The organism is Xanthomarina arctica (assembly GCF_014638915.1).
Classification (GTDB): domain Bacteria; phylum Bacteroidota; class Bacteroidia; order Flavobacteriales; family Flavobacteriaceae; genus Xanthomarina; species Xanthomarina arctica.
Genome location: NZ_BMFQ01000003.1, coordinates 161,769 through 188,749, shown reverse-complemented (window position 1 = coordinate 188,749; position 26,981 = coordinate 161,769). Strand labels below are relative to the sequence as shown.

Annotated in this window: 22 protein-coding genes; 8 read left to right on the top strand and 14 right to left on the bottom strand. The window is 29.3% G+C overall.

What is annotated here, in order from left to right; genetic code table 11:
* The first annotated feature begins 24 nt into the window (after nt 1–24).
* On the top strand, nt 25–186 hold the full coding sequence (locus IEV77_RS12110; protein WP_188465198.1) for a hypothetical protein: 162 nt from the start codon (nt 25–27) through the stop codon (nt 184–186).
* A 417-nt stretch (nt 187–603) separates the two neighbouring features.
* Here the strand turns inward: IEV77_RS12110 and IEV77_RS12105 are convergent, their stop codons facing one another.
* The 5 genes from IEV77_RS12105 to IEV77_RS12085 all read right to left on the bottom strand — a co-directional run bounded on the left by IEV77_RS12105 (nt 604) and on the right by IEV77_RS12085 (nt 3,955).
* Nucleotides 604–1,251, bottom strand: coding sequence for a hypothetical protein (locus IEV77_RS12105; protein ID WP_188465197.1), 648 nt, complete (start codon nt 1,249–1,251; stop codon nt 604–606).
* A 2-nt stretch (nt 1,252–1,253) separates the two neighbouring features.
* Nucleotides 1,254–1,730 carry a hypothetical protein gene (locus IEV77_RS12100; RefSeq protein WP_229736662.1) on the bottom strand — a complete coding sequence of 159 codons (477 nt, stop codon included), beginning with the start codon at nt 1,728–1,730 and terminating at the stop codon, nt 1,254–1,256.
* A gap of 15 nt (nt 1,731–1,745) precedes the next feature.
* Nucleotides 1,746–2,213: an RDD family protein gene (locus IEV77_RS12095; protein ID WP_188465193.1), complete on the bottom strand. Its 468-nt coding sequence runs from the start codon at nt 2,211–2,213 to the stop codon at nt 1,746–1,748.
* 229 nt (nt 2,214–2,442) lie between these two features.
* Complete coding sequence (locus tag IEV77_RS12090; protein WP_188465191.1) at nt 2,443–3,120, bottom strand: hypothetical protein; 678 nt, start codon at nt 3,118–3,120, stop codon at nt 2,443–2,445.
* Between the two features lie 172 nt (nt 3,121–3,292).
* Nucleotides 3,293–3,955, bottom strand: coding sequence for a hypothetical protein (locus IEV77_RS12085; RefSeq protein ID WP_188465189.1), 663 nt, complete (start codon nt 3,953–3,955; stop codon nt 3,293–3,295).
* A 325-nt stretch (nt 3,956–4,280) separates the two neighbouring features.
* Between IEV77_RS12085 and IEV77_RS12080 the strand changes: the two genes are divergently transcribed.
* Complete coding sequence (locus IEV77_RS12080; RefSeq protein ID WP_188465187.1) at nt 4,281–4,424, top strand: hypothetical protein; 144 nt, start codon at nt 4,281–4,283, stop codon at nt 4,422–4,424.
* Nucleotides 4,425–4,492: 68 nt separating this feature from the next.
* Here IEV77_RS12080 and IEV77_RS12075 read toward each other — a convergent pair whose 3' ends face one another.
* On the bottom strand, nt 4,493–6,031 hold the full coding sequence (locus IEV77_RS12075; protein WP_188465185.1) for a Fic family protein: 1,539 nt from the start codon (nt 6,029–6,031) through the stop codon (nt 4,493–4,495).
* Between the two features lie 112 nt (nt 6,032–6,143).
* Between IEV77_RS12075 and IEV77_RS12070 the strand changes: the two genes are divergently transcribed.
* From IEV77_RS12070 to IEV77_RS12045, 6 genes are all read left to right on the top strand, one after another.
* The gene (locus IEV77_RS12070; RefSeq protein ID WP_188465184.1) at nt 6,144–6,275 is read left to right on the top strand and encodes an IS3 family transposase; all 132 of its coding nucleotides are present in this window, start codon (nt 6,144–6,146) and stop codon (nt 6,273–6,275) included.
* Nucleotides 6,276–6,438: 163 nt separating this feature from the next.
* Complete coding sequence (locus IEV77_RS12065) at nt 6,439–6,861, top strand: MarR family winged helix-turn-helix transcriptional regulator (RefSeq protein WP_188465183.1); 423 nt, start codon at nt 6,439–6,441, stop codon at nt 6,859–6,861.
* Between the two features lie 21 nt (nt 6,862–6,882).
* Entirely contained in the window at nt 6,883–7,866 is a 984-nt protein-coding gene (locus IEV77_RS12060) for an NAD(P)H-dependent oxidoreductase (protein ID WP_188465182.1), read from the top strand.
* A 490-nt stretch (nt 7,867–8,356) separates the two neighbouring features.
* Entirely contained in the window at nt 8,357–8,692 is a 336-nt protein-coding gene (locus IEV77_RS12055) for a transposase (RefSeq protein WP_188465181.1), read from the top strand.
* Nucleotides 8,693–9,182: 490 nt separating this feature from the next.
* Nucleotides 9,183–10,814, top strand: coding sequence for a tetratricopeptide repeat protein (locus IEV77_RS12050; protein ID WP_188465180.1), 1,632 nt, complete (start codon nt 9,183–9,185; stop codon nt 10,812–10,814).
* A 113-nt stretch (nt 10,815–10,927) separates the two neighbouring features.
* Nucleotides 10,928–13,180, top strand: coding sequence for a T9SS type A sorting domain-containing protein (locus IEV77_RS12045; RefSeq protein ID WP_188465176.1), 2,253 nt, complete (start codon nt 10,928–10,930; stop codon nt 13,178–13,180).
* A 758-nt stretch (nt 13,181–13,938) separates the two neighbouring features.
* Here the strand turns inward: IEV77_RS12045 and IEV77_RS12040 are convergent.
* The 8 genes from IEV77_RS12040 to IEV77_RS12005 all read right to left on the bottom strand — a co-directional run bounded on the left by IEV77_RS12040 (nt 13,939) and on the right by IEV77_RS12005 (nt 26,710).
* Nucleotides 13,939–14,517 carry a YceI family protein gene (locus IEV77_RS12040; RefSeq protein WP_188465171.1) on the bottom strand — a complete coding sequence of 193 codons (579 nt, stop codon included), beginning with the start codon at nt 14,515–14,517 and terminating at the stop codon, nt 13,939–13,941.
* Nucleotides 14,518–14,549: 32 nt separating this feature from the next.
* Entirely contained in the window at nt 14,550–14,903 is a 354-nt protein-coding gene (locus IEV77_RS12035) for a nuclear transport factor 2 family protein (protein ID WP_188465170.1), read from the bottom strand.
* Nucleotides 14,904–14,997: 94 nt separating this feature from the next.
* Nucleotides 14,998–15,582, bottom strand: a complete 585-nt coding sequence (locus IEV77_RS12030) for a Crp/Fnr family transcriptional regulator (RefSeq protein ID WP_188465169.1) — start codon at nt 15,580–15,582, stop codon at nt 14,998–15,000.
* 83 nt (nt 15,583–15,665) lie between these two features.
* Nucleotides 15,666–16,532, bottom strand: a complete 867-nt coding sequence (locus IEV77_RS12025; RefSeq protein WP_188465168.1) for a DUF4238 domain-containing protein — start codon at nt 16,530–16,532, stop codon at nt 15,666–15,668.
* Nucleotides 16,533–17,561: 1,029 nt separating this feature from the next.
* Nucleotides 17,562–19,403: a UvrD-helicase domain-containing protein gene (locus IEV77_RS12020; RefSeq protein ID WP_188465167.1), complete on the bottom strand. Its 1,842-nt coding sequence runs from the start codon at nt 19,401–19,403 to the stop codon at nt 17,562–17,564.
* Nucleotides 19,396–21,396: an ATP-dependent nuclease gene (locus IEV77_RS12015; RefSeq protein WP_188465166.1), complete on the bottom strand. Its 2,001-nt coding sequence runs from the start codon at nt 21,394–21,396 to the stop codon at nt 19,396–19,398. Before IEV77_RS12015 ends, IEV77_RS12020 begins: the two co-directional genes overlap by 8 nt.
* A 239-nt stretch (nt 21,397–21,635) precedes the next feature.
* Nucleotides 21,636–25,376: a YecA family protein gene (locus IEV77_RS17495; protein ID WP_229736661.1), complete on the bottom strand. Its 3,741-nt coding sequence runs from the start codon at nt 25,374–25,376 to the stop codon at nt 21,636–21,638.
* A gap of 344 nt (nt 25,377–25,720) precedes the next feature.
* Complete coding sequence (locus IEV77_RS12005; RefSeq protein WP_188465165.1) at nt 25,721–26,710, bottom strand: hypothetical protein; 990 nt, start codon at nt 26,708–26,710, stop codon at nt 25,721–25,723.
* Between the last annotated feature and the right edge of the window lie 271 nt (nt 26,711–26,981).

Below are 26,981 nucleotides of genomic sequence, written 5' to 3'. Positions count from 1 at the left end.
GAAATAATAAATTAATACAATAAAATGGAAAATAAGCAATACTGTAGCGTAAGAAAAGAAGATGGAATTTTGGAGAAACCTTATTTTGGTGGAAAAGGTCTTGATCATTTCCTGAAAATTATGGATTGTATACCTATTGCTTTGGAGATGCTAACAACAAAATTTGGAGATACTAAAAAAGAATAGGAATCTTTATTTTGTTTTACTTGGACATACTAATTCAATTTATCTATAAAAACAAATAAATTGAGGCAAATAAAACATGGTCCAATAGTGGTAATATTTTTGTAATATTCAAGTTTTGTAAGTTCGATATTGGAGTTTTTAAATAGCCGTATACCGAACATATACCGAATTGGCTTGCAGATATAATTTAATGGTTCTACTTAATGTGCTACAAGTTGATTGTGTATTAATTTTAAACTGTATGATGTAATTTGTTATGTTGAATCTACAAATTACTTTTTAAGGTAGGATTTATATTTGACTAAACTTACAGAAGTACTTTAGTAAAAAAACAATAAATTTATACTTGCTTTTTATCACTTTGTTACCATTTCGTTGTTTTTTATCTTGACAATTTAATCTAACTTCGAATCTAAATTATTTTCTTAATTTAAATTTAAAAGTTTTTATCATCTCATTAAAAATGCCATCCCATTTTTTTTTATTTGAGATGCTAGTTGAAAATGCAATAATTACTTTTTCATTTTTATTAAAAAACTGATACATTTCATTATAAGATTTGTCTCCTTCTGTCGAACTTATATAACTTCCTTTAATGTAACTTAATCCATTAACATTCCCCATTTTGAATGGACTCCATTCAATAATATCATTTTCAAAAGGCAAGGTTTTTAGTTCTTTAGTTGTTTCTTTTTCAAAATACTCATTTGCCTCATTCAGTTCTTGTTTATTAAGCTGAAAATTCCATTTCGGAAAAGTGTTAGATTCAATTTCAAAATGTGTTATTAATATTCTAGTAACATCATCCATCGCAGATTCTTTAAAAGCATCTGTACCTTTAGGCTGGAAGATAAGTTTGGATTTACCTATGTCTATAATATGTTTTGGATTATAATCATCTCTAATGTCATCCATAATTACATTGTATGCAGAGCCTTCTCCTCTTAATTCTAATTCAGTTGAAACTGATATTTCAATTGCATTTTGTATTTCATACTTTTGTAAATTACTTGTACAACTTATTAAGAAAAAAGTTAAGATTAAGGGTGTTAAAATATTTTTCATACTTAATCTAGCTCGATTATTTCTGAATCTTCTATGGTTCCATCTTTATATAAAACTTTAGCTTGAAAATTCTTGTAGCCTTTATTTCTAGCATTCTCAAGAAAAATAGGTGATTCTGTTGAATACCAGTTATAGTAGACTTTCGTACAATTTAGAGTCCCTCCATTCTTAAATTGTCTTTTAATAACATTATAAGGTGTCTGTGTTTCTTTTGCTTCTGACTCTAAAGAAAGTGTTAAAAAAAGTGTATCATAATATCCTGAAAAAGATATTGTTGGTGGAACGCCTTCATTTAATTTATCAAGATAATTAAGTTTAGCACCTACATTAGAAATTAAAGCATTACCCTTTTCATGGTCGATGGTACTATCCCAAATTTTTATACCGATTAAAACAATCGCTGCGATTGCAATAATTCCGATGATTAAAAATCGAGGTAAAATTTTAGTTAATAAAATTTTAGTCTGTTGTTTGTTCATTTTTTTTTTTACCATTTACAGGTCTATTTTATTTATTGTTTTAAACTCATGTTTTGATTTAATGGTAGTAACCATTGTATTTGGTATTGAGTCGTGCCAACCTCTAGGTTTACTTGAAATAAAAGATATAAAATCAAAAGGTATTAGTCTCGAGAATGATCTACCAAAAATTTGACCTAAAGAAGGCTTTTTAAATGTTAGACTATTAATTACAATTGTTCCCGTTATGATTTTTCCCAATGTACGATTTGTGAGACTCTCAAAAAGAACATAATAAAATATATAAAAAAAATAAAAATAAATATATCTAAATACTATACTTGCGTCTTCTATTAAATAGCCTATCGATAATAATTCAATTAAGTAATACACAATCCAAAGCAGTATGAAATATCCTATTATATCTATGCTGAATCCAATTAATCGCCTCCACCATTCTGCCTTTTGTGGGTTTTCTCCATATGTTTGATTGATTATTTCCATATTTTTCATTTTATTATAAAAAGTTGGTTAAAGGTTATTTTTTTATTCGTTCCCACTTAATAATCTCATAACAAAATAATCGTTTTTCTATTTTATTTAGTTAATCTTTATGCAGTACAGTATTGCGTTTCGCAATGAATACAACGTGGTTAAGCAACTATTTTGGCAAATAAAAACTGAATAGAAAATCCGCGAGGGTTTTCGTAAGCAGGCAAGAACTAGTAATAAATTATATACGGTGTTGAAGCACTATATTTTTATTAATTATTTCTAATTTTTCAGCTACTTTTTTTAAATCTATTATATTGCTGAAATTCCTTTTGTAGCCTATTATATCGATGTTATTCCATTTTGCATATAAAACATTTTTCTCAATTTTAAATTCACAATCTTTTCCTCTAGTAAACCTTTCAAAAGCACTTTTTCCTTCGCAGATTATTATTTCAGGTTGAATTATTGAAACTAATTCATTTATCCATTTTTCCGATTTGTTATATACTTTAGTTGGTTTTAAATGACTTAAAAATTGAAGAAGTTCTTTTTCATTTTTCGTAGCAAAAAAGAAACAATTCGATTTCACGGAATTTTTTAAATCGTCAATTGTCAAACTTGCTTTTTCAAATAATTTTTTGGTCTGTTGAGCTAATCGATATTCGCCTTTTAAATATTCCGAATTTTCTAAAGGACTAAATCGTTTAACGTGCCTATTATTAGTGTTGAAAAAACCAGCACCAGGATTTATTCCGATAAACATAACTTTCGGACGAATAATTAATGGTGAGAACATAATCTGTATTCCTTTATAATATTTGTCAGTTTTAGATTTTATCTTTTCGTCAGATTGGAATTCGTCATAATATGTTTCCACTTCTCTTTTTAATTCTAAATATTTAGTCGGTAATTCCAATGATTTTGATTTGATTACGAGTGTTTTTTTAATGTGCTACAACGTTGACGTATAAGAATAGTTGCGGGTTTGTATGCGAGGATTTTCCGAAGGAAAATCAGACGTAACAAACACGCAACTAACTCTGGTTCAGTACTAAACCGCAATTATTTTTATACATTGTTGGCAATAGTTATTCTTTCCTCAAAATTATTTCAGATAAATACATATCATAACTTTGTGCCCTTGATGAAGATTTGTATTTTTTAGAAGAGCTAAATTCAAGTTCAAAAGCCTTTTTTTCTAAAGCAGATGAAACTCTTCCATCCTCAAACTTTGGAGGTGATATTCTTGCAATAATATTACTTTTTTCTAAAGTTCCATTTTGCCATTCAATATTGCCCTTAAATATTTCTTTTTCAAATGCATCGAATACGAATGGATTTTGATTTATTTTTTCAATCTCATTTATACTCATCCCAATTCTTAAACCACTATTTGTAGACCAAAGATTATTATTTTCTGAAATTTTAATGAAATCCAAATTTTCTAAACTTTCTGTGTTTTTCCAAAAGAAAGATATTTCATTATCAGTGTTAGGAAACAATTTAGAATAGTTCTCTCCACTTCCTAAACTATTATCAGAAGATAATTCTTTTTTTACGTTTTCTTTTCCAAAAACTTCTTCTAACTCTTCTTGCGATTTAAAAATCAATAAACTCTCTAAATTTCTTCTTTCTGTTAGTTCTTCTGAACCTATTTCTATTTCTGTTTTATTTTTATTCGGAGATTTACAGCTTAATAAGTATGTTGTACTTAAAGTCAAAATTAAAATTAATCTAAATAGTTTATTCATTGTTTATTGTTTTTTTTTAATTATTGCCAACAAATAGATATAGATAATTGTCTATATCCACTTGCTAGTAATATTTAGATTACTAATATAAAAGCTTTAAACGAAATCACATATAAGTAGTAATACGTATTTTAAACAATAGTATCTATGGGTGTGAATTTAGTGAGATTTTAAATTATAATTTTACGGTTAACCATAAAGTGGAAATAATAAATATAAGCAAAATGGAGAATAAGCAATACTGTAGAGTAAGAAAAGTAAATGAATTTTTGGAGAAACCACTTTATGATGAAGGAGAGCTTGAAAATTTCATTAAACTGATGGATTGTATACCTGCCCTCCTGAATTTAATAGTTGGACCACAGGAACTAGTAATGGAGTAATTAAAATGCTTTTTGTACGTGTGATATTTATTGAAGAGATCCCTGCTTGCGCAGGGATTGTTTATAGAACAAAATGGAACGACTGACGAACACCTTATCACCTGCCTTCCTGCATTTTATAGTTGGACTTAATGAACTATAAAGTAATCATGGTTTAAAATACTTGAGAAAACTTATTTTCAATTTTAATTATGACATTTTCTGGGATCTCACTAAAGAATTTATCTTTTTTTGCTTTAGATAGTTTACCCTTATTTTGGATTAAGAATTTAATTAATAAATCTATGTTTGTATCTGGAAGTGTTACTTCGGCATTGATAAACTCTATCATTTTATCATTTTGCTCAAGAAACTTTATTTCATTAGGTATTATTTCCTCTATCGTTTCTTCAACACATGCATATAAAAACTCTGCTTGAATGGTTAAGTCGGCGTAACGATATAAGTCTATGGTTTCGTTTAAAATTTCAACATTATGATCTGCTGTTGGTACCCAATCAATTAATTCTAATCTAGGTTCAGAAAATGCCTCTAAAACGTCTTGATACTTGCTGATGTTATTTAAAATAGCAGCAGATATTGGAAAAATCATGTCTCTGCTTGTATAGTTTTTTCTTATCAAGATATGATGCATTAGATACCTGTGTAAACGTCCATTACCATCAGAAAAAGGATGAATGAATACAAATCCAAAAGCTATACTTGTAGCCATTAACACAGGGTCGTATTGACTTTGGTTTAGTAACTTATTTGTTTCCATTAGTCCGTTGATAAGAACTGGCAAGTCTTTTGCTTTAGCAGAAATGTGATCTGGAATAGGTACAAAGGTATCCCGATCATGTTCGCCAATAAAACCTTCTTCCGTTCTTAGCCCCATTTGTTTGAGTTTGTTATTACCAATTACAATGTGTTGTAAGCGCTCTAACTCTTGAATGGATAATTCTTTTTTTCCTGCTTGACCAATAGCTTTACCCCAATTTCTTGCTCTTAAGTTTTCAGGTTTTTCTCCTTCAATTGCAAAAGATGCTTTTGAATCTTTTAATAATAAAAAGGCTGCTGTTCTTCTAATTAAATCTTTGTCTTTTCCATTTAGATCAAAGACCATTTTATTAGAAAAATCTTTTTTTTGATAGGCTTCAATTTTATCTGTTCTATGGATCATTGGGCAAAAATCAAGTGTACCAGGTAAGTTGTTTTTTACACGATGTCTTGTTGAATTTACTGTTGGCCCTGGATACTGTAGTTTTGTATTTACAATCTCCACATATGAGCTAGTTTTTAGATCTTGTATATCTATCGTTTTTTCTAACAACCACTCATATAAAAACCATATGCGTCTTGCATATTGCCCAGTTGGTTCTGTTAATATGTATTCTTTTATTGTTTCCACCTCTAAATTGAGGAACACTTGTTTTAAAATATATAGGTTAATGCCTTCGTATTTAAGGGCAAATATGATATGGCTTATAATATCATCATTTGGTTTATGGCGCTTGGTAAATACCTGCCATGTATCCGTATCATATCTCTGATGTTTGTTTGTTATGATGGCTAATCTTCTTGGTAGAGGAGCTGATTTTTTTGTTTCCTGCATTAAGAACTCTAACAATAGAGCATATCCAACCAAGGCTCCTGGTTCTGGTGTATCTATATCATGAAAAGTAGTTACATGTTGTGAAAAATAATTACTCATGTTGTTTTTGTATGAATTTTGTTTACAAATATAATGTGAAAAACCCTTACTTCTCGTGAAAAATAGTTACAATTTTGAATAAAACATGAAAATTGGCTATATGTAAATGTGTATGATTGAAGAAAAACTTAATGAGTTTGTTCGTTATTATAATTATGAACGTTATCATGAATCTTTAGAAAATGTAACGCCAGCTGAAGTATATTATGGCAAAGCACAAAGGAAATTAAAACAGCGCAAATGACAAAAAACAAAACTTTAGAAGCAAGTAAAAAACAGTTTAAAAATTTTAACATAAATTAGACAAAGTCTATCTTATTTTTTAAACATAAAAGTTCAATTTTATTTGACGACATACAAAATGCAAAAAAACTTGCATGTACAAGCATTTTTATTATATTTGCAACATGAAAGATATCAAAGACCTTTTTGAAAGTTGCTTATATTTCTCCACAGGACTATTATTTCGCGAAATAAATACGCTAGCGGAAATCAATTTTGCTCCTTTAGGTTTAACACCATCTTATGCCTTTCTATTGATGATTATTCATGATAAAAAAGAGATTACAACAGGAGATGCCGCTAATTTAATTGGATTAAGCGCTTCAACAATCACCCGTTTGGCTGATAAATTGATAATTAGAAACCTTATCAATAGAAGGCAAGAGGGTAGAAATATCTTTTTAACCACTACAGATGAACTTACGGATTTTATTCCTAAAGTAAAGACTTGTTGGGAGCAACTTGGTGTTGATTACACTAATGTTTTAGGTGAAGACTATGTCAATACCTTGAAAAGCGCAATAAATTTAGCTAATAAGAAATTTTAGCTTTTTTTTAAAATTTAATACATGTATGTACAAGCAATATTTAAAAATAAATTAAACAAAATGAAAACACTTATTATATTATCACATCCAGATTTGGAACAATCCATAGCGAATAAAAATATTATAAAACATCTTCAAAAAGACACTGATAATATTGAAGTTAGGCATTTAGATAAATTGTATCCAAACTTTAATATTGATATAGAAGCAGAGCAGAATGCCCTGCTATCTGCTGACATTATTATTTTTCAATATCCTTTTTACTGGTACAGCTCGCCTGCCAGCCTTAAACAATGGATGGATAAAGTATTGAGCTTTGGTTTTGCTCATGGAGTAGGAGGTGACAAACTTAAAGGAAAACACTTTCTATTGTCGGTTACTTTAGGTGGTCCAATAGAATCTTATACCCCTTTAGGATATAATAGATTTGCTCTTGATGAATTTGTGAAACCGATTCAACAGACAGCCTATATGACGGAAATGATTTATCACGGGGCAATTTTTTCCAACAGAAATGCATATGTAGAGGGAATATTCAATTCTAAAAGTGAAGTCAAAGAGAATGCAAAAAATCATGCCAGTCAAGTCATTGATTTTATTGAAACTCTACGCCATGGAAATGCAGATAAAATTGAACCTTTTATTAAAAAATGGTTTGAGCATTTTGATCAATTAGATGAAAACACTTTTTTCTTACAATACGTATCGCCTGATTTGAAAATGAAAATGCCTTTTAATGATGAATTTATTGGACACGATGGATTTAATAATTGGTATACAGAAGCTAAAAATAATTTTATAGGATTGATAGCTCATCATCTTTCTAATATTGAAATAATAGAAACTTCAACCAACTATTTTGAAATCACTTTTGACGTAAGATTTGTTGCTCAAACAAAAGAAAACAAACTTGATATGTTACTTAAGGAAAAATGGCAATTAGCTTGGGATATGACTACTAATCGACCGATAATTTCACAATATTACGTCAATGAAATACAATAAAGAACAATAGAAATTAGGGATAGAACCATCACGAATTTCTAAGTTTACAGACTTCTTATTGTGAAGTTTCTCTTTACCGTTTATAAAAACTGCAACTAGGTAACTCACTTTATAATGGATAATTAGAAGTGGTATGAAGTGGGGATACTTAACCGGTAACTAGTGCTTTTAAGGAGTTTTTATTTTTAAAGCACACCTGGTATATCTAGATTTTTACGTACCAATTTTAGTTTTAAAACAAAAATAACAGTAAGGAACAAAACTTTAAGTTTAGCTCTTTGCTGTTATTTTTTAAATAAGGCCTAATTTAGTATTTTAATAAAAACACTAAATTAAGGCATATAAGTAAGAAAGCACAAAAGAGAGGAATAAGGTTAATATATACGCAGAGACTATAGATCTCGTCAACATTGTAAATCCCCTCTATTTTCTATACAGATTTCGAACATTTCCTGGCATGCCGGCAGGCAGGTTTACAAAATACACGATCATGATAAAAGATAAATTTTATGTAGAAGTTGTTTTGGGCAACCCAGGTAAATCAGTTGGAACCTCTTTAAAACTAAGTTTAAAGCAAATACAAAAAGAGATTGGAATCTTAGAAGAAAAACTTTTAAACTTTGAAAAACAAGTGCATCAAGATTTGTTAACGAGTTTAAAAACCATACGAGGTATTTGCGAGAAAACAGCCATTATGTTAGTGGTTTTAACAGGTGGATTTGAACGTTTTTCAAGCCCGGGTGAATTATTTAATTACACAGGCTTTACGTCAATAATTAGAGAAAGTAAAAGAATAAAAAAATACTATTTCTTCAACAATACTTAATAAGGTTTATAAAACAAAATCCAATTATAAAGAAGGAGATAAGTTTTATTTATATAACGACACTAAGACAAAAAGTTATACTTAAAGCACATTGTAATTTGGGACATACAATTTAGTGCAATCCAAAAACAAATGCTAAAATAGTAGTTAGTGATTATGACTTAGAATAAGCAAAAACTTCAAACGGTTTAACTAATATTTATTTAACGAAGTCTAGTTACATTAAATTCTATCATTATTACCTTTTGTTAACCAATATTGAAAATATATTTATTCCAAATTATAGTTTATTATAAAAGGCATTTAAGAGATACGTATATGTTAGTTTGAAAAGTAAAAATATTAACAAATATCATGTTATAAAATCATAATATAGAATTCTTAAATTTGTTTTCTTCTATATTATTAAACTATTCATTTTAAGTAATATATAACGTTGGTTTTAACTCTTCTTTATTTACATTTGTTAATTAATATATAGTGATTTTTAATGAAATATGTTTTAATTTTTCTACTGTTAATTCAGTCCTTTGAGAATGATACTATCCATTATTGTGATGGTCTTATTAAAAGAGGACTTGAAGCCCATATAAATAAGAATTATTTAAAATCTCTTGAATTATTAACAGAAGCGCAAACATTAGCAAAAAAGAACAATTGGCAAAAAGAACTTTTCAATGCCACTAATGGAATTGGGGTTAATTATTATGAGATGCTTGATTATGGTGAGGCTTTAGATAATTATTTACAAGCTTATACTATTGCTTTAAAAGTAATGGATACCAAACAGGAAAGTATAGTCCTTAATAATATTGCTGTTTTGTACCGAGATGAAAAAAAATACAACGAAGCTGAAATATATCAAAAAAAAGCATTTGACATATTTGTAAAAGTAAAAGACAGTTTTGAAATTGCGGTGTCTGCTACAAATTTAGCCGGACTGTATAATGAAACAAACAAACTCGAGTTAGCATCAAAATATATTGACATAGCTAAAATAATGGCTCCTAAAAATTTAGAAACAGTTATATATACATCTATTATTGAAGCTGAAAATCTGTTGGATAAAAATGAATTTGACGCATCAGAAAAGATTATAAATAGGTTAAATGGAAAATTAGAATCTACAGAATTAAACAATTCTAAAATTGCTGTTTTATTGCTTCTTTCAAAAATTTATGAGCATCAAAACCATATCGAAAAGGCACTTAATTCTACTAAACAAGCAAAAGAAGAAAGCTTAAGTTATAAAAACAATATACATATTTACGATCGCTTTTCAGAGGTGTATTTTGCAATGAAAGACTTCGAAAAATCAATAAAATATAAAGATTCTGTCATGTTGGTTAAAGACTCCATAAGTGTTTTGAAAGATAGAGTAGTGTATGAAAACAGTAAAATTAAGTTTGAAATAAAGGATAGTCAAAAACAACTTCTTGTTAGTCAAGATCAATTAAATAATGAAAAATTAATAAAGTATTATTTAATTGGCTTTTCATTATTGATATTTACTTTATTAGGCTGGTTATTAAGGAGTAATTATATAAAGTATAGACAAAAAAGAATCATTAGTGTAAATTCTCAGGAAATTATTGCTTTAGAACTTAAAAATAAAGAGAATGATAACTTACTTTTAGAGCAGCAAATGAAAGAAAAAGAAATTCTTTCTCTTTTAGAAAGAAATAATCATAAACTTGAGTTGGAAAGAAAGAACAGAAAACTTGTAGCAAACGTTCTCCAATTAGGACAGAGAAATGAAAATATTAAAAATTTTGTAAAGTCATTAAGCCAGAACTCTGAATTAAGCAAAAATATTTTTTTGGCTAAACAAATAGAACTTTTAAAAAATATTTTATCTAAAGAGGAAAGTAATGATGAATTTTTATCCCATTTTGAAGAAATAAACTCCCACTTTTTAAAGTCTATTAAGGAAATGCATCCTACTCTTAATGCAAATGACATACGTTTTTTATGTTATATGTACATGAACCTCTCTGGAAAAGAAATTTCTACTCTATTTAATATCACAATTCAAGCAACGCGCAAAAGAAAAGAGCGCATTGCAATTAAGATGAACTTATTGGAAGGCAGTCAGTTATACGGCTATATTACAACAATTTAAGAAAATGTCATGCTTTTTATTGTTAGTGTCACTCTATTTATATTTTAAAATGTTGTTTTATTACTCATTCTATTTAATATTGGAAATGTAACAATCCAAAAATATTAATCTATATGAAAAATTTTTCCATTTTAATTATTTACTTATTATGTGCTATTGGATATAGTCAAGAAGACTCAAAATTAAGTTCAAACTTGCCTATTTCTATCCAAACACATTCATTAGTTTCACCTAGCCAACAAACAAATCCTGTTTCAATTGCCAATAGTTTAATACCTAGTAAAGCAAATTTATTAACAAACCAAAGTTATACAGGTAACTTAAGAGATAATTGTAGTGAGGAAAATCCTTCAGACTTTTTTGAATTAGGTTTTCTAGTATCAGCTCCTTGGCAGTTAGCGGCGACGGATATTACAGTTCCAGCTAATATTGATTTTACTTTGAATACTATAACTTTTAACTTTTTAGTAGATCCTAATCAAAATATTACTTCTGCAGATATAATTATATTCGGTAATGGTATAGGAGTTCCGACTGACAGTGTAATAATAAGCAACCAGCTTGCTGTAAATCCTGTTTCGCAAACGTTTACAGGAATTGTAGAAGGTTTTGATGTAATACAAGTTGTTTTTGATTTAAATCCAGTATTGTTAGTGGGCAAACCAGGTATTACTACAACGTATTGGGTAGGTATTCTTGCTACAGCTTCTTCAGGTGATGCTTATATTGAAGCTACCACAGAAAATAGAGCTGGGATGCCCTGGGCGGTTTCCTATGATCAAGGTATATTTTGGTTTACTCAATTAGAAAGTGATCTTGTTTATACTTTTGATGGTGATTGTACCCCAACAGGGGACTGCGTAAATACTCCTTATACAGCATCAGGGCTTCCGTTTGATATTGATGGTTCGGAAACTTTAACATTGGATTGTACCAATGCTCCTAATCTCATTCCTATAAGTGTAACTGATGTAGCAGCTATTGGAACCGATGCGATAATTGAGAGTGTTTTTATAGAAATGACTCATTCCATAACGAGTGATTTGGCACTCTATTTAGTGTCTCCAGACGGAACTGAAATTCTTTTGGTGGAGGGCGTTGGTGGAAACGTTGCTAACGGATTTAATGGAACTACTTTTCAAGATGGAGGTGTGGATATTCTAACCGCAACAGCTCCTTTTGGTAGTGGACCCTATCAACCAATGGGTGGCGATTTCGAAACTCAGCTAACAGGACAGAACATTACTGGAGACTGGAATTTAAAAGTATGTGATAATGTGACAAATAATACTGGTCAAGTATTACAATTTGAAATAAATTTTTGTATTCAACCGGATTACGGGAATGACTTTTGTTCTACTGCTACGCCCATTTCTTGTGGTGAAGTTATAAATGGAACTACAATAGACAATACAAATCAAGGAGGACAAGTTTATGGGTCTCAAGATTCATGGTATACATATACCGGAAACGGACAGCTTGAATTTGTGACAATTGCACTCTGTGATTCTAGTTATGACTTTGATACAAGATTGATTGTGTATGATGCATGCGATGGAAATATTGTGGCTCAAAATACTAATAGCTGCGGAGTTCGGTCTAGGGTTACTTTTACATCAGATGGCCTAACTACATATTATATTGCTGTTGAGGGATTTAAAGCTACTGATGCAGGGGCATATACCTTAACTGCAGATTGTATACTTGTACAGGACCCGCCTGCAAATGATATGATTGTAAATTCTATCGATGTAGATGAAATTGGTTTTCCATACACAGATCCAGCTGTAGAACTTCCTAGTGCAACGTTGGAGAATGCCCTTCCCGGTGGCTGTCCTATTAATAGAATAGCAGTCTGGTATAATTTTGTAGCGGCTTATGATGGGGTTGTTACAGCCACGATTGCTAATCCTTTAGGATCAAGGTGGGTGATCTTTTATACTGCTCCTAATGAAAATTCAATTGAAACAGACCTTTATGCGGCGGACCCTTCCAACTACGCGTGTTCCGAACGTTCAACAGCTTCTATTCCAGTAGTTGCAGGTCAAGCATATTACATTTTTGTATCAAATTCTTTAGCTGTCTCGGATGTCATTATTGAGGCTGATTATACTTTGGGCATTAATGAAGATGTATTTGAGGGATTTACGCTATATCCGAATCCCGCAACAGATATTTTGAATCTTAAATCATTCCAAAATATTGAAAATGTGGATGTATATAATCTTTTGGGACAAAAATTAATTGAAAACTCAATAAATGCAACACATGGTCAAATAGACCTTTCTACACTTTCTGCGGGTGCCTATATGGTCCAGGTTACAATTAATGGCAGAAAAGGAATGTATAAAATTCTAAAGAAATAATTTTATACAAGAGCAAAACTTTTTTTATTGCCCCCAAGAAGTTAATTACTATTTGGGGGTTTTTTCATGGAAGAAATATAATTTATATTATTTGTTCTGAGATAAAAACTAGTGGGCTAATCGATAACTTGAATGATAGGTTCCGATTTCAGATTATTTTCTTTAAGGGATTGATGTTACATTTTCTATTTTATTCCTACCTTTTATAAATAATTCTGCTGATGCTCTAATACATTTCACCTTTTTTCAGGTGTTTCTTTATAGATTTTTAGCATAGAGAAAAGGTTTGTAGTCAGAAAAAGTAAATTTGAAAATTAAAGATTTTTAATTAATACTAAAAATCTATTTTTGCATAGGCAATGCGAAAGAACATTATTTTAACGAAATTAATTGCCTGATTTGTAGGTTATTTCTTGTTTGTTTTCTTTTGCAAGTTCGCCTAAAATTTCTGAAACCAGCAGATAAGTTATTTTGGCAATATTATTTTTATAAAGTTCAATCATGTATTCATAATTAAAACCATGAAATGTTGATTTTTAGCTTTCAGTTATTAAATTCGGAGTTAGTTTTTTTACTTGCCTTGTTATGAAATATGGCTACAGATTAAATTACTATGCATTTCCTAAAACAAAAGATAACAAAAAAGCGCAAACCAAATGGCTTACGCTAATCCTGCTATTTTCTAAATACTTCTTTAGTTAGGCATTGGCTTTCTAAACCACAATTTATTGAGTCTTTATGGTAATATAGGGATTTCACTAAAATTCTAAATCTACAACTAAGTCAAAATCATCATAAATAGCCTTGTCTTTTAGGTCATCAAAGAAACTTGTAGAACCATATCTCACATCAAATTTTGATCTGTCTATTTTTAATGAAGCACTGGCTTTATTGCCATAAACTGAAAGATTAAATTTGATAGTTTCTGTTTTGGCTTTAATCGTTATTTTTCCTGTTACTTCATATGAGTTTTTACCTGTAGATGTTACTTTAGTAAAAACTAATGATGCTGTTGGAAACTTTTCAACTCCAAAGAAATCATCAGATTTTAAATGACCTTCTAATTTTCCTTTATATTCACCTTCCAAATCTGTATTGGAAATAGAGGACATATCGATTGTGAATTCTCCACCAACTAAGTTCCCATCTTTAAAGTCTAAATACCCAGATTTAATGTCAATTGTTCCTTGGTGAGAACCTGTGACTTTATAACCTTTCCAGATTACATTACTATTTTCGGTTTTAATTTGTTCTTTGTTTTGTGCTATTGATGTAAAAGAAAATGTCATAAAAGCAATAATGACAAGAGTTGATATTTTTTTTATTGAATGTTTCATTTTTATTATTTTTAAGTTGTCAATATTTTAAATTACGCTCCGTAATAAAATTTTTCTTTAATTATTTTTCCCTCTTTCCAGTCTTGAACTGCAACTTGTGTGTAGTTTTTTACTCCCCAATCTTTATGAGTGTAATCAAAATGCCATTCTACCATTGTTGTGCTTTCACCAATAGTTACTTTTAAAGGTTGAGCACCTCTAAATTCTGTTATTGCTCCAAAGAAATCTTCTTCACGTTTTCTATTCGCAATTTTCCCTTCAACAATAGGGTTATCGTTTTCTTGCATTACAACATCGTCATGATAGAATTGGTCAAAAGCTTCTAAAGCTTTTCCTTCAAGAATCATGTCGTTGATTATACTAATTTTTTCAAATAATGTATTCATTTTTTTGTTTTAAATATTATGGTACAAATATCCAAAACAAAGTAACTGTGGAAAATGAAGTAGATTATTAAATGATGTTAAACTAGATTAACATCTATTGATTCTGTGTAATTTGGCTTTTAATTTTGCTTAAAAACTCTTTAGTGACACCTAAATATGAAGCAATCATATATTGTGGTACTCGTTGCTCTATTTTTGGGTATGTATTCTTGAAAATTTGGTATCTTTCTTTTGCCGTAAGACTAAAATTTCTTATAATTCTTTTTTGTGAAGCCACAAAAGCACGTTCTACAATCTTTCTGAAAAGGCGTTCTAGTTTTGGGATTTCTTTATATAAGGCTTCTAGATTATCGAAGGTAAATTGAATTAGTTGTGTGTTTTCTATACATTGTACATTAAAGTCAGCGGGAGTTTGAGTAATAAAACTACCTAAATCTGATGTCCACCAATCTTCAATAGAAAACATTACTATATGTTCTTGACCTTCTAAATCCATATGAAATGTTTTAGTACATCCAGAAATGATGAAATTGGCACTTTTACAGATTTCTCCTTGTTGAACTATATATTGGTTTTTTAGATAATTTCTATTAACAATTTTTGAAAGTAGTAATGTTTCTTCTTCTATTGTTAGGTTGACATACTTGTTGATATAGTCTAATAAGGGTTTATTATTCATGTTTTTCTTAGCTTTACCTAACGGTTTTTTATATGAAAGTGAGTACGCACTTTCCTTTGGTTTAACACTAAACTACGCATTTTTTATATACAGTGCTGTACAACGTTTTTTATAAATTTATTCAAATAATAATCACTTTGACATGCAACTTTACTTTCGCAATAATTAAAATTATTTTTGTTTAACTCAAATACTTTTGCACTGTCGATTAATACAATATTTGATTTTAACTTTATGTTTTTAATTTTCGAATAATAAAAATGAATGTAGATTTTACTACTCAAGGGGAGGCCAATGTATGCGATCTCCTTAATATCTGGATTAAAATATGTATTTATCTTTTCTCGGACATTAGCAGAACAAAAATCAGGTAAAAGAAAATAATCTTCTTTTTCAAGCGGAATTTCTATTCTAAAAATTATATCTCCCATTAGGTTAATAATTTTATCAGCAAATTTTGAGTACTGAACCGAGTTTATATATTTAATTTCTTTTTTATAAGAAAACACTTCAAGAATCTCTTTTTTTAATTCTTCAGTTCCATTTTTGGACAATTCTGTAAATGCTTTAAATATAGTATCTTCTACTGACTGTTTATGTCTTGGATTTCTTATTTCTCCAATTGCTCCATATTTAGCAAAATACATTAGTGAGTTGTTTACTGCTTTAGAGTAATTGGGGCTTTTAATAAATTTTTTTATAGTTATATAATGAGTTGAGAAATCCTTTTCAAAATACTGATTCAAATCATTTTCTAATGATTCAAAGTCCTTTAACCCTTTGTCTATTTTTGTATTTAAATTTTTCTCACTAAATAACGATTTGGTTGTTTTTTTATAATAAAAATTATCCATGATTTTATCGTAAACATATATTCTACTTTCTTTATAATTAAAGAATTTTTTAATGTGTACTTGTGATACAAAATGATGGTTTATGGGTTTATTCATTAATTTTCTTCAAATGTTGTACAACAAGTAGATATAGACGATTGTCCATACCTACTTGTTATTAATTTTAGATTACTAATATATAAGCTATAAATGAAACCGCTTATAAGTAGTAATACGTATTTTAAGCAAATATCTATATTTTTAGATTTAGTGGAATTTTAAATTATAATTTTACGGTTAACCATAAAGAAGGAGTAATAAATAAATATAAGTAAAATGGAGAATAAGCAATACTGTAGAGTAAGAAAAGTAGATGAGTTTTTGGAGAAACCTTATTTTGGTGGATAAGGTCTTGACCATTTCTTGAAACTGATGGATTGTATACCAGTTGCTTTGGAGATGCTAACAACGAACTATGGAGATACTAAAAAGAATAAGAATCTTTAATTTGTTTATTTAGGAATCTTATTTATAACTCGTAAAATATCTAAACACATGTCGTGTATGCTTAGATAGTTTTCGAATAAATATTGGATTCCTTTTTTATCTTTTTTGAAATGTTTATGAGTAGGTCTGTATTGCGTTATTAAGTCATTTTAATTTTTACTGAATTGATATTACCTGCCTTCCTAAATTTAATAGTTGGACTTAATGAGCTACAAATTGATTGATTATGTTTTTTAAACTGGATGATGAGATTAGCTATGTTGAATCTTCGATTTTCTTATTGAGGAAGGACTGATATTAGAAAAACGTATAAAAGTACAATACTTAATAATTTCATACCTTTATTAATTGAAGTTACAGGTGTTTTTAAATCATCTATATTTATTTTACTTATTTTTTTCATTTAAAGACTTGTATGAGGTTTTTTATCACACTTCTGTACAAACGTTTAGTAAAAGGAACGTAGGGTAGTAGATAAGCACTATCGTTTAGTTTTATCACTTTGCTAAATATAAATATTTTGCTTTTATCTTTTCTTTCTATAAACGCTAAATTTTATATTTAGCAGACTTAATTAATAATTACAGACCTTTCGGTTTAGCATAAACGCCTTACGTTTTTTATACATTTTTATGCGCTCTAATAATTCTTTGAGTCAATAATATTTAAAGTATTTCCAAAGTTTTCAGTCAATATATTCCAAAATCGAGATGCTGAATAATCTTTAGTCCAAGTACCGCGTTTGGTAGCAATAGTGTGTTTTTTACTTCTAAGCATAATGCATTCTCGTTTAGCTCTACTTACGCAGACATAACATAACCGATGGGCTTCTTCCATTTCTTTAGATCCTTCTTTGATATTATAAAAAGGGAATCGGCCTTCTTCTAAACCTAATAATATAACAACTTCAAATTCTAAGCCTTTAGCACTGTGCCGAGTAGTAACTGTAATCTCATTATCAGGTGTGCCTAAAGTTGCAAACCTTGTTAATTTTACTCCTTTTAAATTGGTTAAAGTGGCTTCTTTAAGTAATAATTCAAGATTGCTTATTTCTTCAGGGTAGCTTTCCGATTCTAGTAGTATCTCATTTAAAAATAATTTTTCATATATGTATGTTAGCCAGTCACCCAGTATGGTTATGGATCTACTTTCATTTAATACTTCATATAGCTTACTTCTCACAATTATTTGCTCAGATAATAATAGAGAATCATTGTGAATGCTAAGTAATCTTTTCCAAAAACTAAAAATGACATCAAAAGATTGTTCTTTTGAATTCACACACCATTGCGCACAATCTTGTAGCCATTGAACTATATCTGAATTGGTAAAACCCCATTTAGCAATATAAAAAGGTATTCTATATTCTTTTAAAATATAGGCCATACCTGCTACTTCTCTTCCTGAACCTACAATAATTCCTATTTCATTTAGAGTTACTCCTTTAGCAATTAGTTTTGGAATTATTTTATTAACAACAACTTCATACTGTTCATCCATGTCGGATTCGCATGTAATGAATTTGAAATCAGCAGTCTCACCGAGGCGTTGTTTAGCTAGGTAATTTAATCGAGGTGGAGGTAATTGGAGAGAGTCTAATGAACCATTGATAATTCCTTGATTACTTCTATAGTTTGAAGTAAGGGTAATTGATTCAAAATTAGAAATACCATTTAGTTCATTCAAAAAATCAGGATAAGCACCACTAAAACCATAAATTGATTGATTCATATCACCGACAGCAAATACCTTTATTGAAGTTTGGCTTTGTAATTCAAGTACCATTTCATGTAAAGGTTTTCCTAGGTCTTGATATTCATCAATTAATAACCATGAAAACTTAGCTTCTAATGTGTTTTTAACATATTCTTGTTCAGTGATCATTTGAGTTGCAAAATTTATTATACTAATAAAATCTACACATCCAACTTCATTTAATTTTCTATTATAGATAACTTCTGCTTGTGATTCAAGGTCAAATAGTTCTAATTGAACTTTACTGTTACCTGCTATAGAAAGCGACCGTTGTCTATTTAAGTCTGTAATATTTAATGAATTATCTGTAATATTCAGTTCTGATAAAACACTAATAAATATTTTTTCTTCTATTTCTTTGGAAGCTATTTTTAAAGGAATAGGAATGTTATATTGAGGGTAAAGTTTGGCAAAAGGTTCTAAGATGTTAATTATACTAAAACCATGCATTGTTCCGATAAAATCGCTTTTTTTAGGTTTATAATTATATTCTGATAATCTTTTTTTTAACTCTCTAACAGTTTCTCGACTGTAACTAATGCAGGCTAAACCTGAAGGTGCAACGATATCTGTTTTACATAATTTTACAGCTTTTAGAGTCAATACCCTTGTTTTACCACTACCAGGACCAGCTATAACAACTGTATTCCCTTTTGAATCAAATGCTTTTTTTTGATTAGGGTCATTTTTTATTAAAGATAAGTCTTCGAAGAATTTTTTATTCATGGTTGTCCTTTACGCTATCTATAATAAATGTAATAGCCGATTGAATATATAGAGGAACCATCTCTAATTTTATATTTGAAGCAAAACGTTGGGCGAAACGTCCTTTACTTATATTATCATCAATTTTCTTAAGAGCCTTCCAATAATTTTCAGAATCTAATTCATTATCAAAGTTTTGTTGTTGTTTTGCACCACCAGGGCGCAACTCTGAATATACTTTTTTAAACACCTCTAAGTCTGATGTATTAGATTTAGTCATTGTGTCAACTTCATTTGTATAATAACCTACAAAGCAGTTATACTCTGATAATTTTGATTGTAAGTCAGAACCTTCTTCTATTTCTAAATCAACTGAAGTACATATATTTAAGTCTGTTAATATTTTTGATATTAATTCAGTTCCTCTGAAACCTATTGAATCAGTCTCTACTACTATTTCATGAAATTTCTTTTTTGTTTCTTGTTGACCATCACCATTTATGGATGCTATATTTTTATAGCAATCCCCATCTGTTATCAAACACCATGGTATATTTAAAGCTTGCAGAATCTGAACGTAGGGTTTAAAGTTTGTTGAATGTATATTACATACCACAATACCATAGTCATCTAGATTGGTACCTAATAAATTAGCTACTTCGGGTACCATGTATTCTTCTGTAATCCCCTCAACCAAAATAACACCTTTACCAAAGTATATTTCGCCTCTTTTCGCATCTAAATATCTTTCTATGTCGATTTTATCATTAGAGTCAATATTTAAACCTACTGTAGAATAAAGTTTAGTTTGATTGTTAGAGTATTTGCCATAAACTATAGAATCAATTGGTGCGACCGAGGTTATATAAGGTGAATGTGTAGTGAAAACAACTGATGTTTCACTTTTATGTAATATTTCTCTATATATCAATCGTTGCAGAATAGGATGTAAGTGGGCTTCTGGCTCTTCGATAGCCAAAATAGTAACAGTGTGTGGTCTACTATTGTGTTTGTTAAAAAAAGTATATAATTCTTCTTCGTCAAGTAATTCTTCTATTATCAAATAATTACTTCCACTTTCACTAAGATTATAATAATTATTAATCAAGAATAAAGGGTCTTTTGCTTTATATTTCTCAAAATCGGCAGTCTTTATTATTCTAGGAATAGTTTTATCTTTAAGAAGCAACATAATCATAGAAATAAATAAAATATTTGCTAACCCTAAGCTCAATTCTGAAACAGGTCTATTTTTTACTCCCATATATAATTGAATGGTATATAAAAGTCTTTCTATTTCAGTATCATAAATTGATAAATTGAGCTGATTATCGTGTTGTAAACCTGTTAATGTCTCAAATTTATTTTGAATAATTTTTTTAATATCATTTATTTCATCAAGTTTTAATATTTCTTCAGCAGCAGAGTGAATTGAAGTTGAAATCTTTTCTAAATCTTCAGTAGCAATACCGTACTCTTGAACTAATTTATAAAGAGGCGAACGTTTTTTAGCATTTAATTCACGCTCTACATCTCTTAAAGCACCAATTACATGAATATTTAAAAAATTTCGATCTTCATTTGTGAAGAGGTTATTCTCGTTATATCCTTTGTAAATAAGATAAGTATACTTACTTATTTCATTATCTTCATTCCTTAATGGGTAATACTTATAAGTTATCCTTAGTATTGGAGGGTCTGTAGAAATTACAGCATCAGACAATTGAGAAACAAGATGTCTATTTTTTTCATAATTTTTTATTTCAATTTGTATTTTAATTTCTACTCCATTTTTTTCAGGATCTTCTATGCTGTCATGGAAATAACTTGAATCCAAAACTCTATCGAAATCAGAATAACTTCTATCAAGGATTAGTTGAATTGCTTTAATGAAGTTTGATTTTCCGACATTATTCTCGCCAATAACAACTTGTTTATGGTTTAAGTTAACTTCAACATCTTTAAAGTTTTTATAATTGTTTATTGTTATTTTTGATATGTAAGGACTATTCATTTAGTTAATTTTTTTAGTGTACCAGATTTCTTTTTTAATTACGCATAACGTTTATTATGAGGAACATAAGGTGGTTGGTGATCACTGTCGTTTCGGTTTGGCACTTAGCTAAATATAAATATTTTGCTTTTATATTTTGTTAAATGCCAAATTTTATTTTTAGTGGATTTTGCTAATAAACACAGATATTCGGAGTTAACACAAAAACCTATGTTTTTAATACATTGTTAGCAACAGGTTTATTTTAGTATTTCCAAACCTTTTTCTTTTAGATTAGGCAAAGAAACAAAAGGTAATTTTAATGTTCTTGTTTTTAAATAGGGTGTAAGCATATCTTCTTGAGTTACAAAGAAAGATTTTACGGTGTATTTAGATAAATCTAATTTATATTTCGTTCCCAGTTGGTCTAGATTATTTTTTAACCATTCGTCTCTGCCAACATGTTTGTCTATCCATCCTTTTTTTGAATCACTTCCAAATAGTTTATTAACTTCTTCCACCATTTCCTTAATGTTTCTACTAGGAGCCATACTTTTGCATTCGAGGCTATATATAGTTTTTGAAGATTGATCTATAACCAAAACGTCAATATCACCTTTATCTTTATCTGCTTTGAGTTCCGATTTTGTGTTTATGAAAACTTCTGAGTCAATTATCAATTGATCGTTTTTTAATTCGTCTAATACAGACTTCACCAAATTCGTTCCATTGATTTGAGTTAACTTTCCTAATGCTTTTTGAATAGCTCCTTTTTCAATAACTCTCAACCTATTGGTCATACATTGGTCAAAAAGGTGCGTTCTACTCGATAGTAAATGTCTAAAGCCCCAATGAATAATTGGATCTTCTGGGTTGTCTGGATTTGAAACAGCGACTAATGGTTTTCTTAATAAGGATAAACGCCTGTTAAATCTCCAAGGAGAAATATCAATATTATCGAATCCCTCTGGAATTTTATAGACTTTCCCTCTGTTAAATAAACATAGATAATCCAATCCTAAATTGAATTCGTCTTCTGTGTATGTGTGATCGTGAGCGTTAATTTCTTGAAATAACTGGCTTTTTAAAATAGCAGCAAACGGTGTTGATTGTTGATAAGCAATAATGCCGAGGTCATTTATAAACTCACAAATACGTGTAAAGGTTAACCCAAATTCTGACAAGAATGCGTTTTCAAGATATTCAGGAGGATTGTTAGTATCTAACTCAAGATGTTTAGGAAAGCATTGATTAAAAGTATCAATAGCACCTTGCACTTTTTCTTTGGATTTTGAAGCGTAATATGGATCAAAAATTTCACTAGATAATGTTTTTATAGTTCCTACTCTTCTAGAAGGTAAAATACTGAGCTGAACATCAAAAAGATCGTATTCTATTTGATCTCCAAGAGATCCCCAAGTAGTAATTTGATTCATAATAGCTATTAATTCATCAATAGCTGTAGTGCTTACTATTTTATTTCCTGTGCAAGGTTCTGCAGCTATATGTTCTATTAGACATCTAACAGCTATAGTTGTTAGGTCTAATTTTGAAAGCTCTTCTTGTAGGTCGACCGTTTGTTTTTCAACAGAAACGAAACAAGCTATCCGTGTCGGAGTTTTTAATCTTAAGTCTTCTCTTTTTCGAATTAAACTTTCATTCAATCCAATTAATTTTTTAAGGAGTGGTTTATGTTGGTATTGATTGATAGTGCTGCTTAATTTCGGTAATAAAACTCGCATAACAATATCTCTTGTTAGTTTAGTCTTATCTTCTTTTTCGATAATATTACCTGTAGGAGGACATAAGGCTCCTAATTCTGGAACGATATTATCTAATACAACATTTACATTATAACTTTGAATGTATCTGTGTTTCTCAAGATTAGATGGATCAAGTAGGAGGTTATCACTAGTGTCTAGTATAAAGACTTTCTTTTTTACTCCTAAAGGTGCAACTTCATTTATTATAGAAAAAATCCTATCATTTTGAATAATTGGTTTTTGTTGAAGAGTTAATAATTCATTAAAACCTAATAAAAGATGTTTTAATAAAATTCGTTCTCCTTCATTGTCTGCTCCATATAAATAGGGTATTATTGATTCTGGGATTGAAATATTAAAAGAATTATTATTTATAACAGTTATATTAAAATGGTCAGAAAAAGATGGGTCTCTTTCAAAATTTCTTTCAATAGGGTTAAAGGATTCTTCTGGATTTAAGTTAAAAGTTACAGAGATAGGAGTATCTCCTAACGATTCTAAATCATTTTTTATTAGATGTTGACATTGCCATAACCAATACGCTATAGCATCTGTTACTTCGTAATATAGTCCTCTTGCAGAACTAGGAATAGCGTCACTACTTTTAGTTGGAGATACCCAAATAGATTGAAAAAAGCCATCAACTAACAATTCTAGTTTTACACCTAAGTCTGATGGACAATAGTATACAGGAGAGGAAACTTCTTTTCTAACAACAGGAGCATAAATTAATCTATCACTATTATTAAAAAACCTTAGTGCAGAATGCTCATCTGATAATAGCTTCGCTTTTTGATATAAATCAGTAGCATAACCTGGCTCTACATACAGCTGCATATCTGTATTCTCATCAGAGATGTAAAATGAATCATCATTCTCTTTAAATATTTTAAAAACATCCAAAAACGAAGCCATTACTGGTGTGCTTTCTGAAAATTGCTTTTCATGGGCTATACTGTAATTCCATAGGTCTATTGCAGAATAATCTTTTAACTTAATTAAAGTATCAAAATCATGGATAGGCATTCCAATACTCTTAGAGTTGTCGGTTTTACTGAAACTAAAAAAGCTGTCTTCTCCCATAGAAGATACTAAAGTAATATCCAAAAATTGATGCTCTGCAAATTCTGGTTTAGAAAGCACATCATTTATAATACCTTGTTTTCTGTCTTGATGACTTCTGCTGTTATCAGTTGAATATTGCACATAAGCTAGTTTGTCATTATCAAAGCGATAAATTTTATCCCTTACTCCATCTGGTATAGTAGGTGTTTCTATTGCATTGAATCCAAGTTGACTAAGATGTAGTTGAGTATTGTTCCAAATCATACTGTGATAGGCATTACTCACTCGTGCTTTGTTTTGAAATAAATCTGCTTGAGAAATAATAAAATTGGTTAAAGCATAACTTAATGTGGTTGGAGAAATAACAATATAATTTCCGTAATGAAATAAAATAGGTCTATTTAATAAAGGGCTCTCTTGTATGTGCTCATTCTGTAAGTTTGGTTCATTAATGTCTAGTAAAAATGCTTCTAATGCTTCTGGAGCAATCTCATTTTTGGTTAGTATTTCTTGAATTTCTTCTTGGCTAAATGTTAATGCTTCTTGTAATACTCCTAATTCATCTTCAGCAGGAACGAATATTGCATCTTCAGTAATATTTCCTGCAGTATATCTTTTGTAGCCTAATCTTTTTGCAATGGCATTTGATAGGTTTAAAATTAATAATGAAGCATGCATAGAGTTATTCTTAACATGATTGTGGATTCCAGAATCAGGCCAATTATAAATGGCTGATAATAAGCTATACAATGTGTAGCTCCCAGTTTCTGTTATTCCTGGGAATATTAGATAATCGCCACCATAAAAAGTAACAAGGTCTGTAAAAAGATTTACAGGAACATCTTCTAAATAATTACTACTGTAATTAGTGTTTATATAAGACTGAAATTCAGCATGTGAAATAGTTGCACTATTTGTATTGAAATTTAGAGCTGATTTTCTTGTTAGCTCTTCTATTCTTATACATTTACCGTGGTTCTCTGGAATTAAAGAAAGAGCTGCACATTTTTTAATCAAATCTACAGTGTTGTATCGATTAAAAATAGAAGGTGGTTGTAAGTTATTAGTATCAGTCTTGCTAAGTGCCGAGCCTCCAGAATTTAAACAACATTTCTTGTGCTTTTCACCACTTCCACAAGGGCATTTTTCATTTCGTCCTATTTTCTTACTCATTAAATAAATTAAGTTATGTTTTTACTTGTTAGTAATATTTAGATTACTAATATAAAAGCTTTAAATGAAACCCCATATAAGTAGTAATACGTATTTTAAACAATAGTATTTATGTTTTTGAAATTAGTGGAATTTTAAATTATAATTTTACGGTTAACCATAAAGTGGAGATAATAAATGAATATAAGTAAAATGGAGAATAAGCAATACTGTAGAGTAAGAAAAGTAGATGAAATTTTTACTAAAGAAGACCATGAAAACTTTAGTAAATTGATGGAATGCTTACCCTCTGTTTTGGACTTTTTTTACAGAAAAAAAAGCTTTATTTTTTTTGTTTAGGAATTCTAATTCTTTTCTTCAGGTAAAATATCTAGATACATGCCATGTGTGCGTAAATAACTTTCTAATGAATACTCTATGCCTTTTTTTGCATTTGTGAAATGGTCTGGAGTAGGTTTGTATTTTTCTATTAAATTATATGTGTGTTTATTATACAGATAGCTAAATTTTAGAGATTCATTACAACTAGAGCAATCAATAACTATTGAAGTTGTATTTTCGAAAGTAATGAAACTACTTTTTTTCCAACCTTTTAACCGTTCATAACCATAATTGCTTAAATGGGTCCACTCATAAGTAAATAGCCAGTACACTAATTCTTTTTCGTTTTCAACTGTATTCAATTCTGATATTGCTTGTTTGGCAAATTCGTGTTTCTCTACTAATTCTATAACATTTTTTATATCGAGAGAGAAGTCTTGAAATGGTTTGAATTGTTTATAGTCCAACATAAATGGAAGAACACTCAAGCTTTCCAATAGCTCGCGATGTTTTTGGCCCCAATAATGAATGTCTTCTATTAAAACGGTTTTACCATTAAAATTTTTAAAGTCAGTTAATGCATCTTCAATTTTTTGTTTTTTAATAAGAAATTCAATTGAAGGTGTAAAATTTACTTTTTCATCTTCATAAAAGAAAAAATACATAGAATACTTAGGTTTGATTTTTTTATCATGTTTTAAATTATTACATAAATAGATATCTGTTACCTCTCCATTAGTTTCTTCAAAAAACAGATTTAAAACACAATTGTCTTCTGTTTTAAATGTATAAGCAATACACCCTTTATGACAGGTTTGGCATGTGCCAGGAATGATCTCCTTAAAACTAAATATTTGGTATTCCTTTTTATAGTCAAACTGTTGTTTTAAGTTTTTTAAGAACAATTCCTTGGTTACGTCCATGTATGAGCGATTGTCATCTAAAAGTTGTTCTAACTTTTGGATATCAAAGTTTTTTATGGCTTGAATGATTTGTTGTTTTTTTATAGACATGATAGGATAGCAGAATATATTTATTTTAATAATTATTTGAGTTTGGTTATTAGTTAGAGGTTTAAGACCTATTAACAATTTGAATTTTAGTTGTTTAAATGGTTTTGTTTAAATCCAATTTCCTATTAATAGCATACTCATAAAAAAGTAACCTAGATATCAGCACAAATAAATAAATAGAATCATTTTTATTTTGAACTATTTATTTATAAAATTATTTTTTTTTGATAATGTAGGTTACCATTTGATGTTTTGGTTATTAAGAATAAAA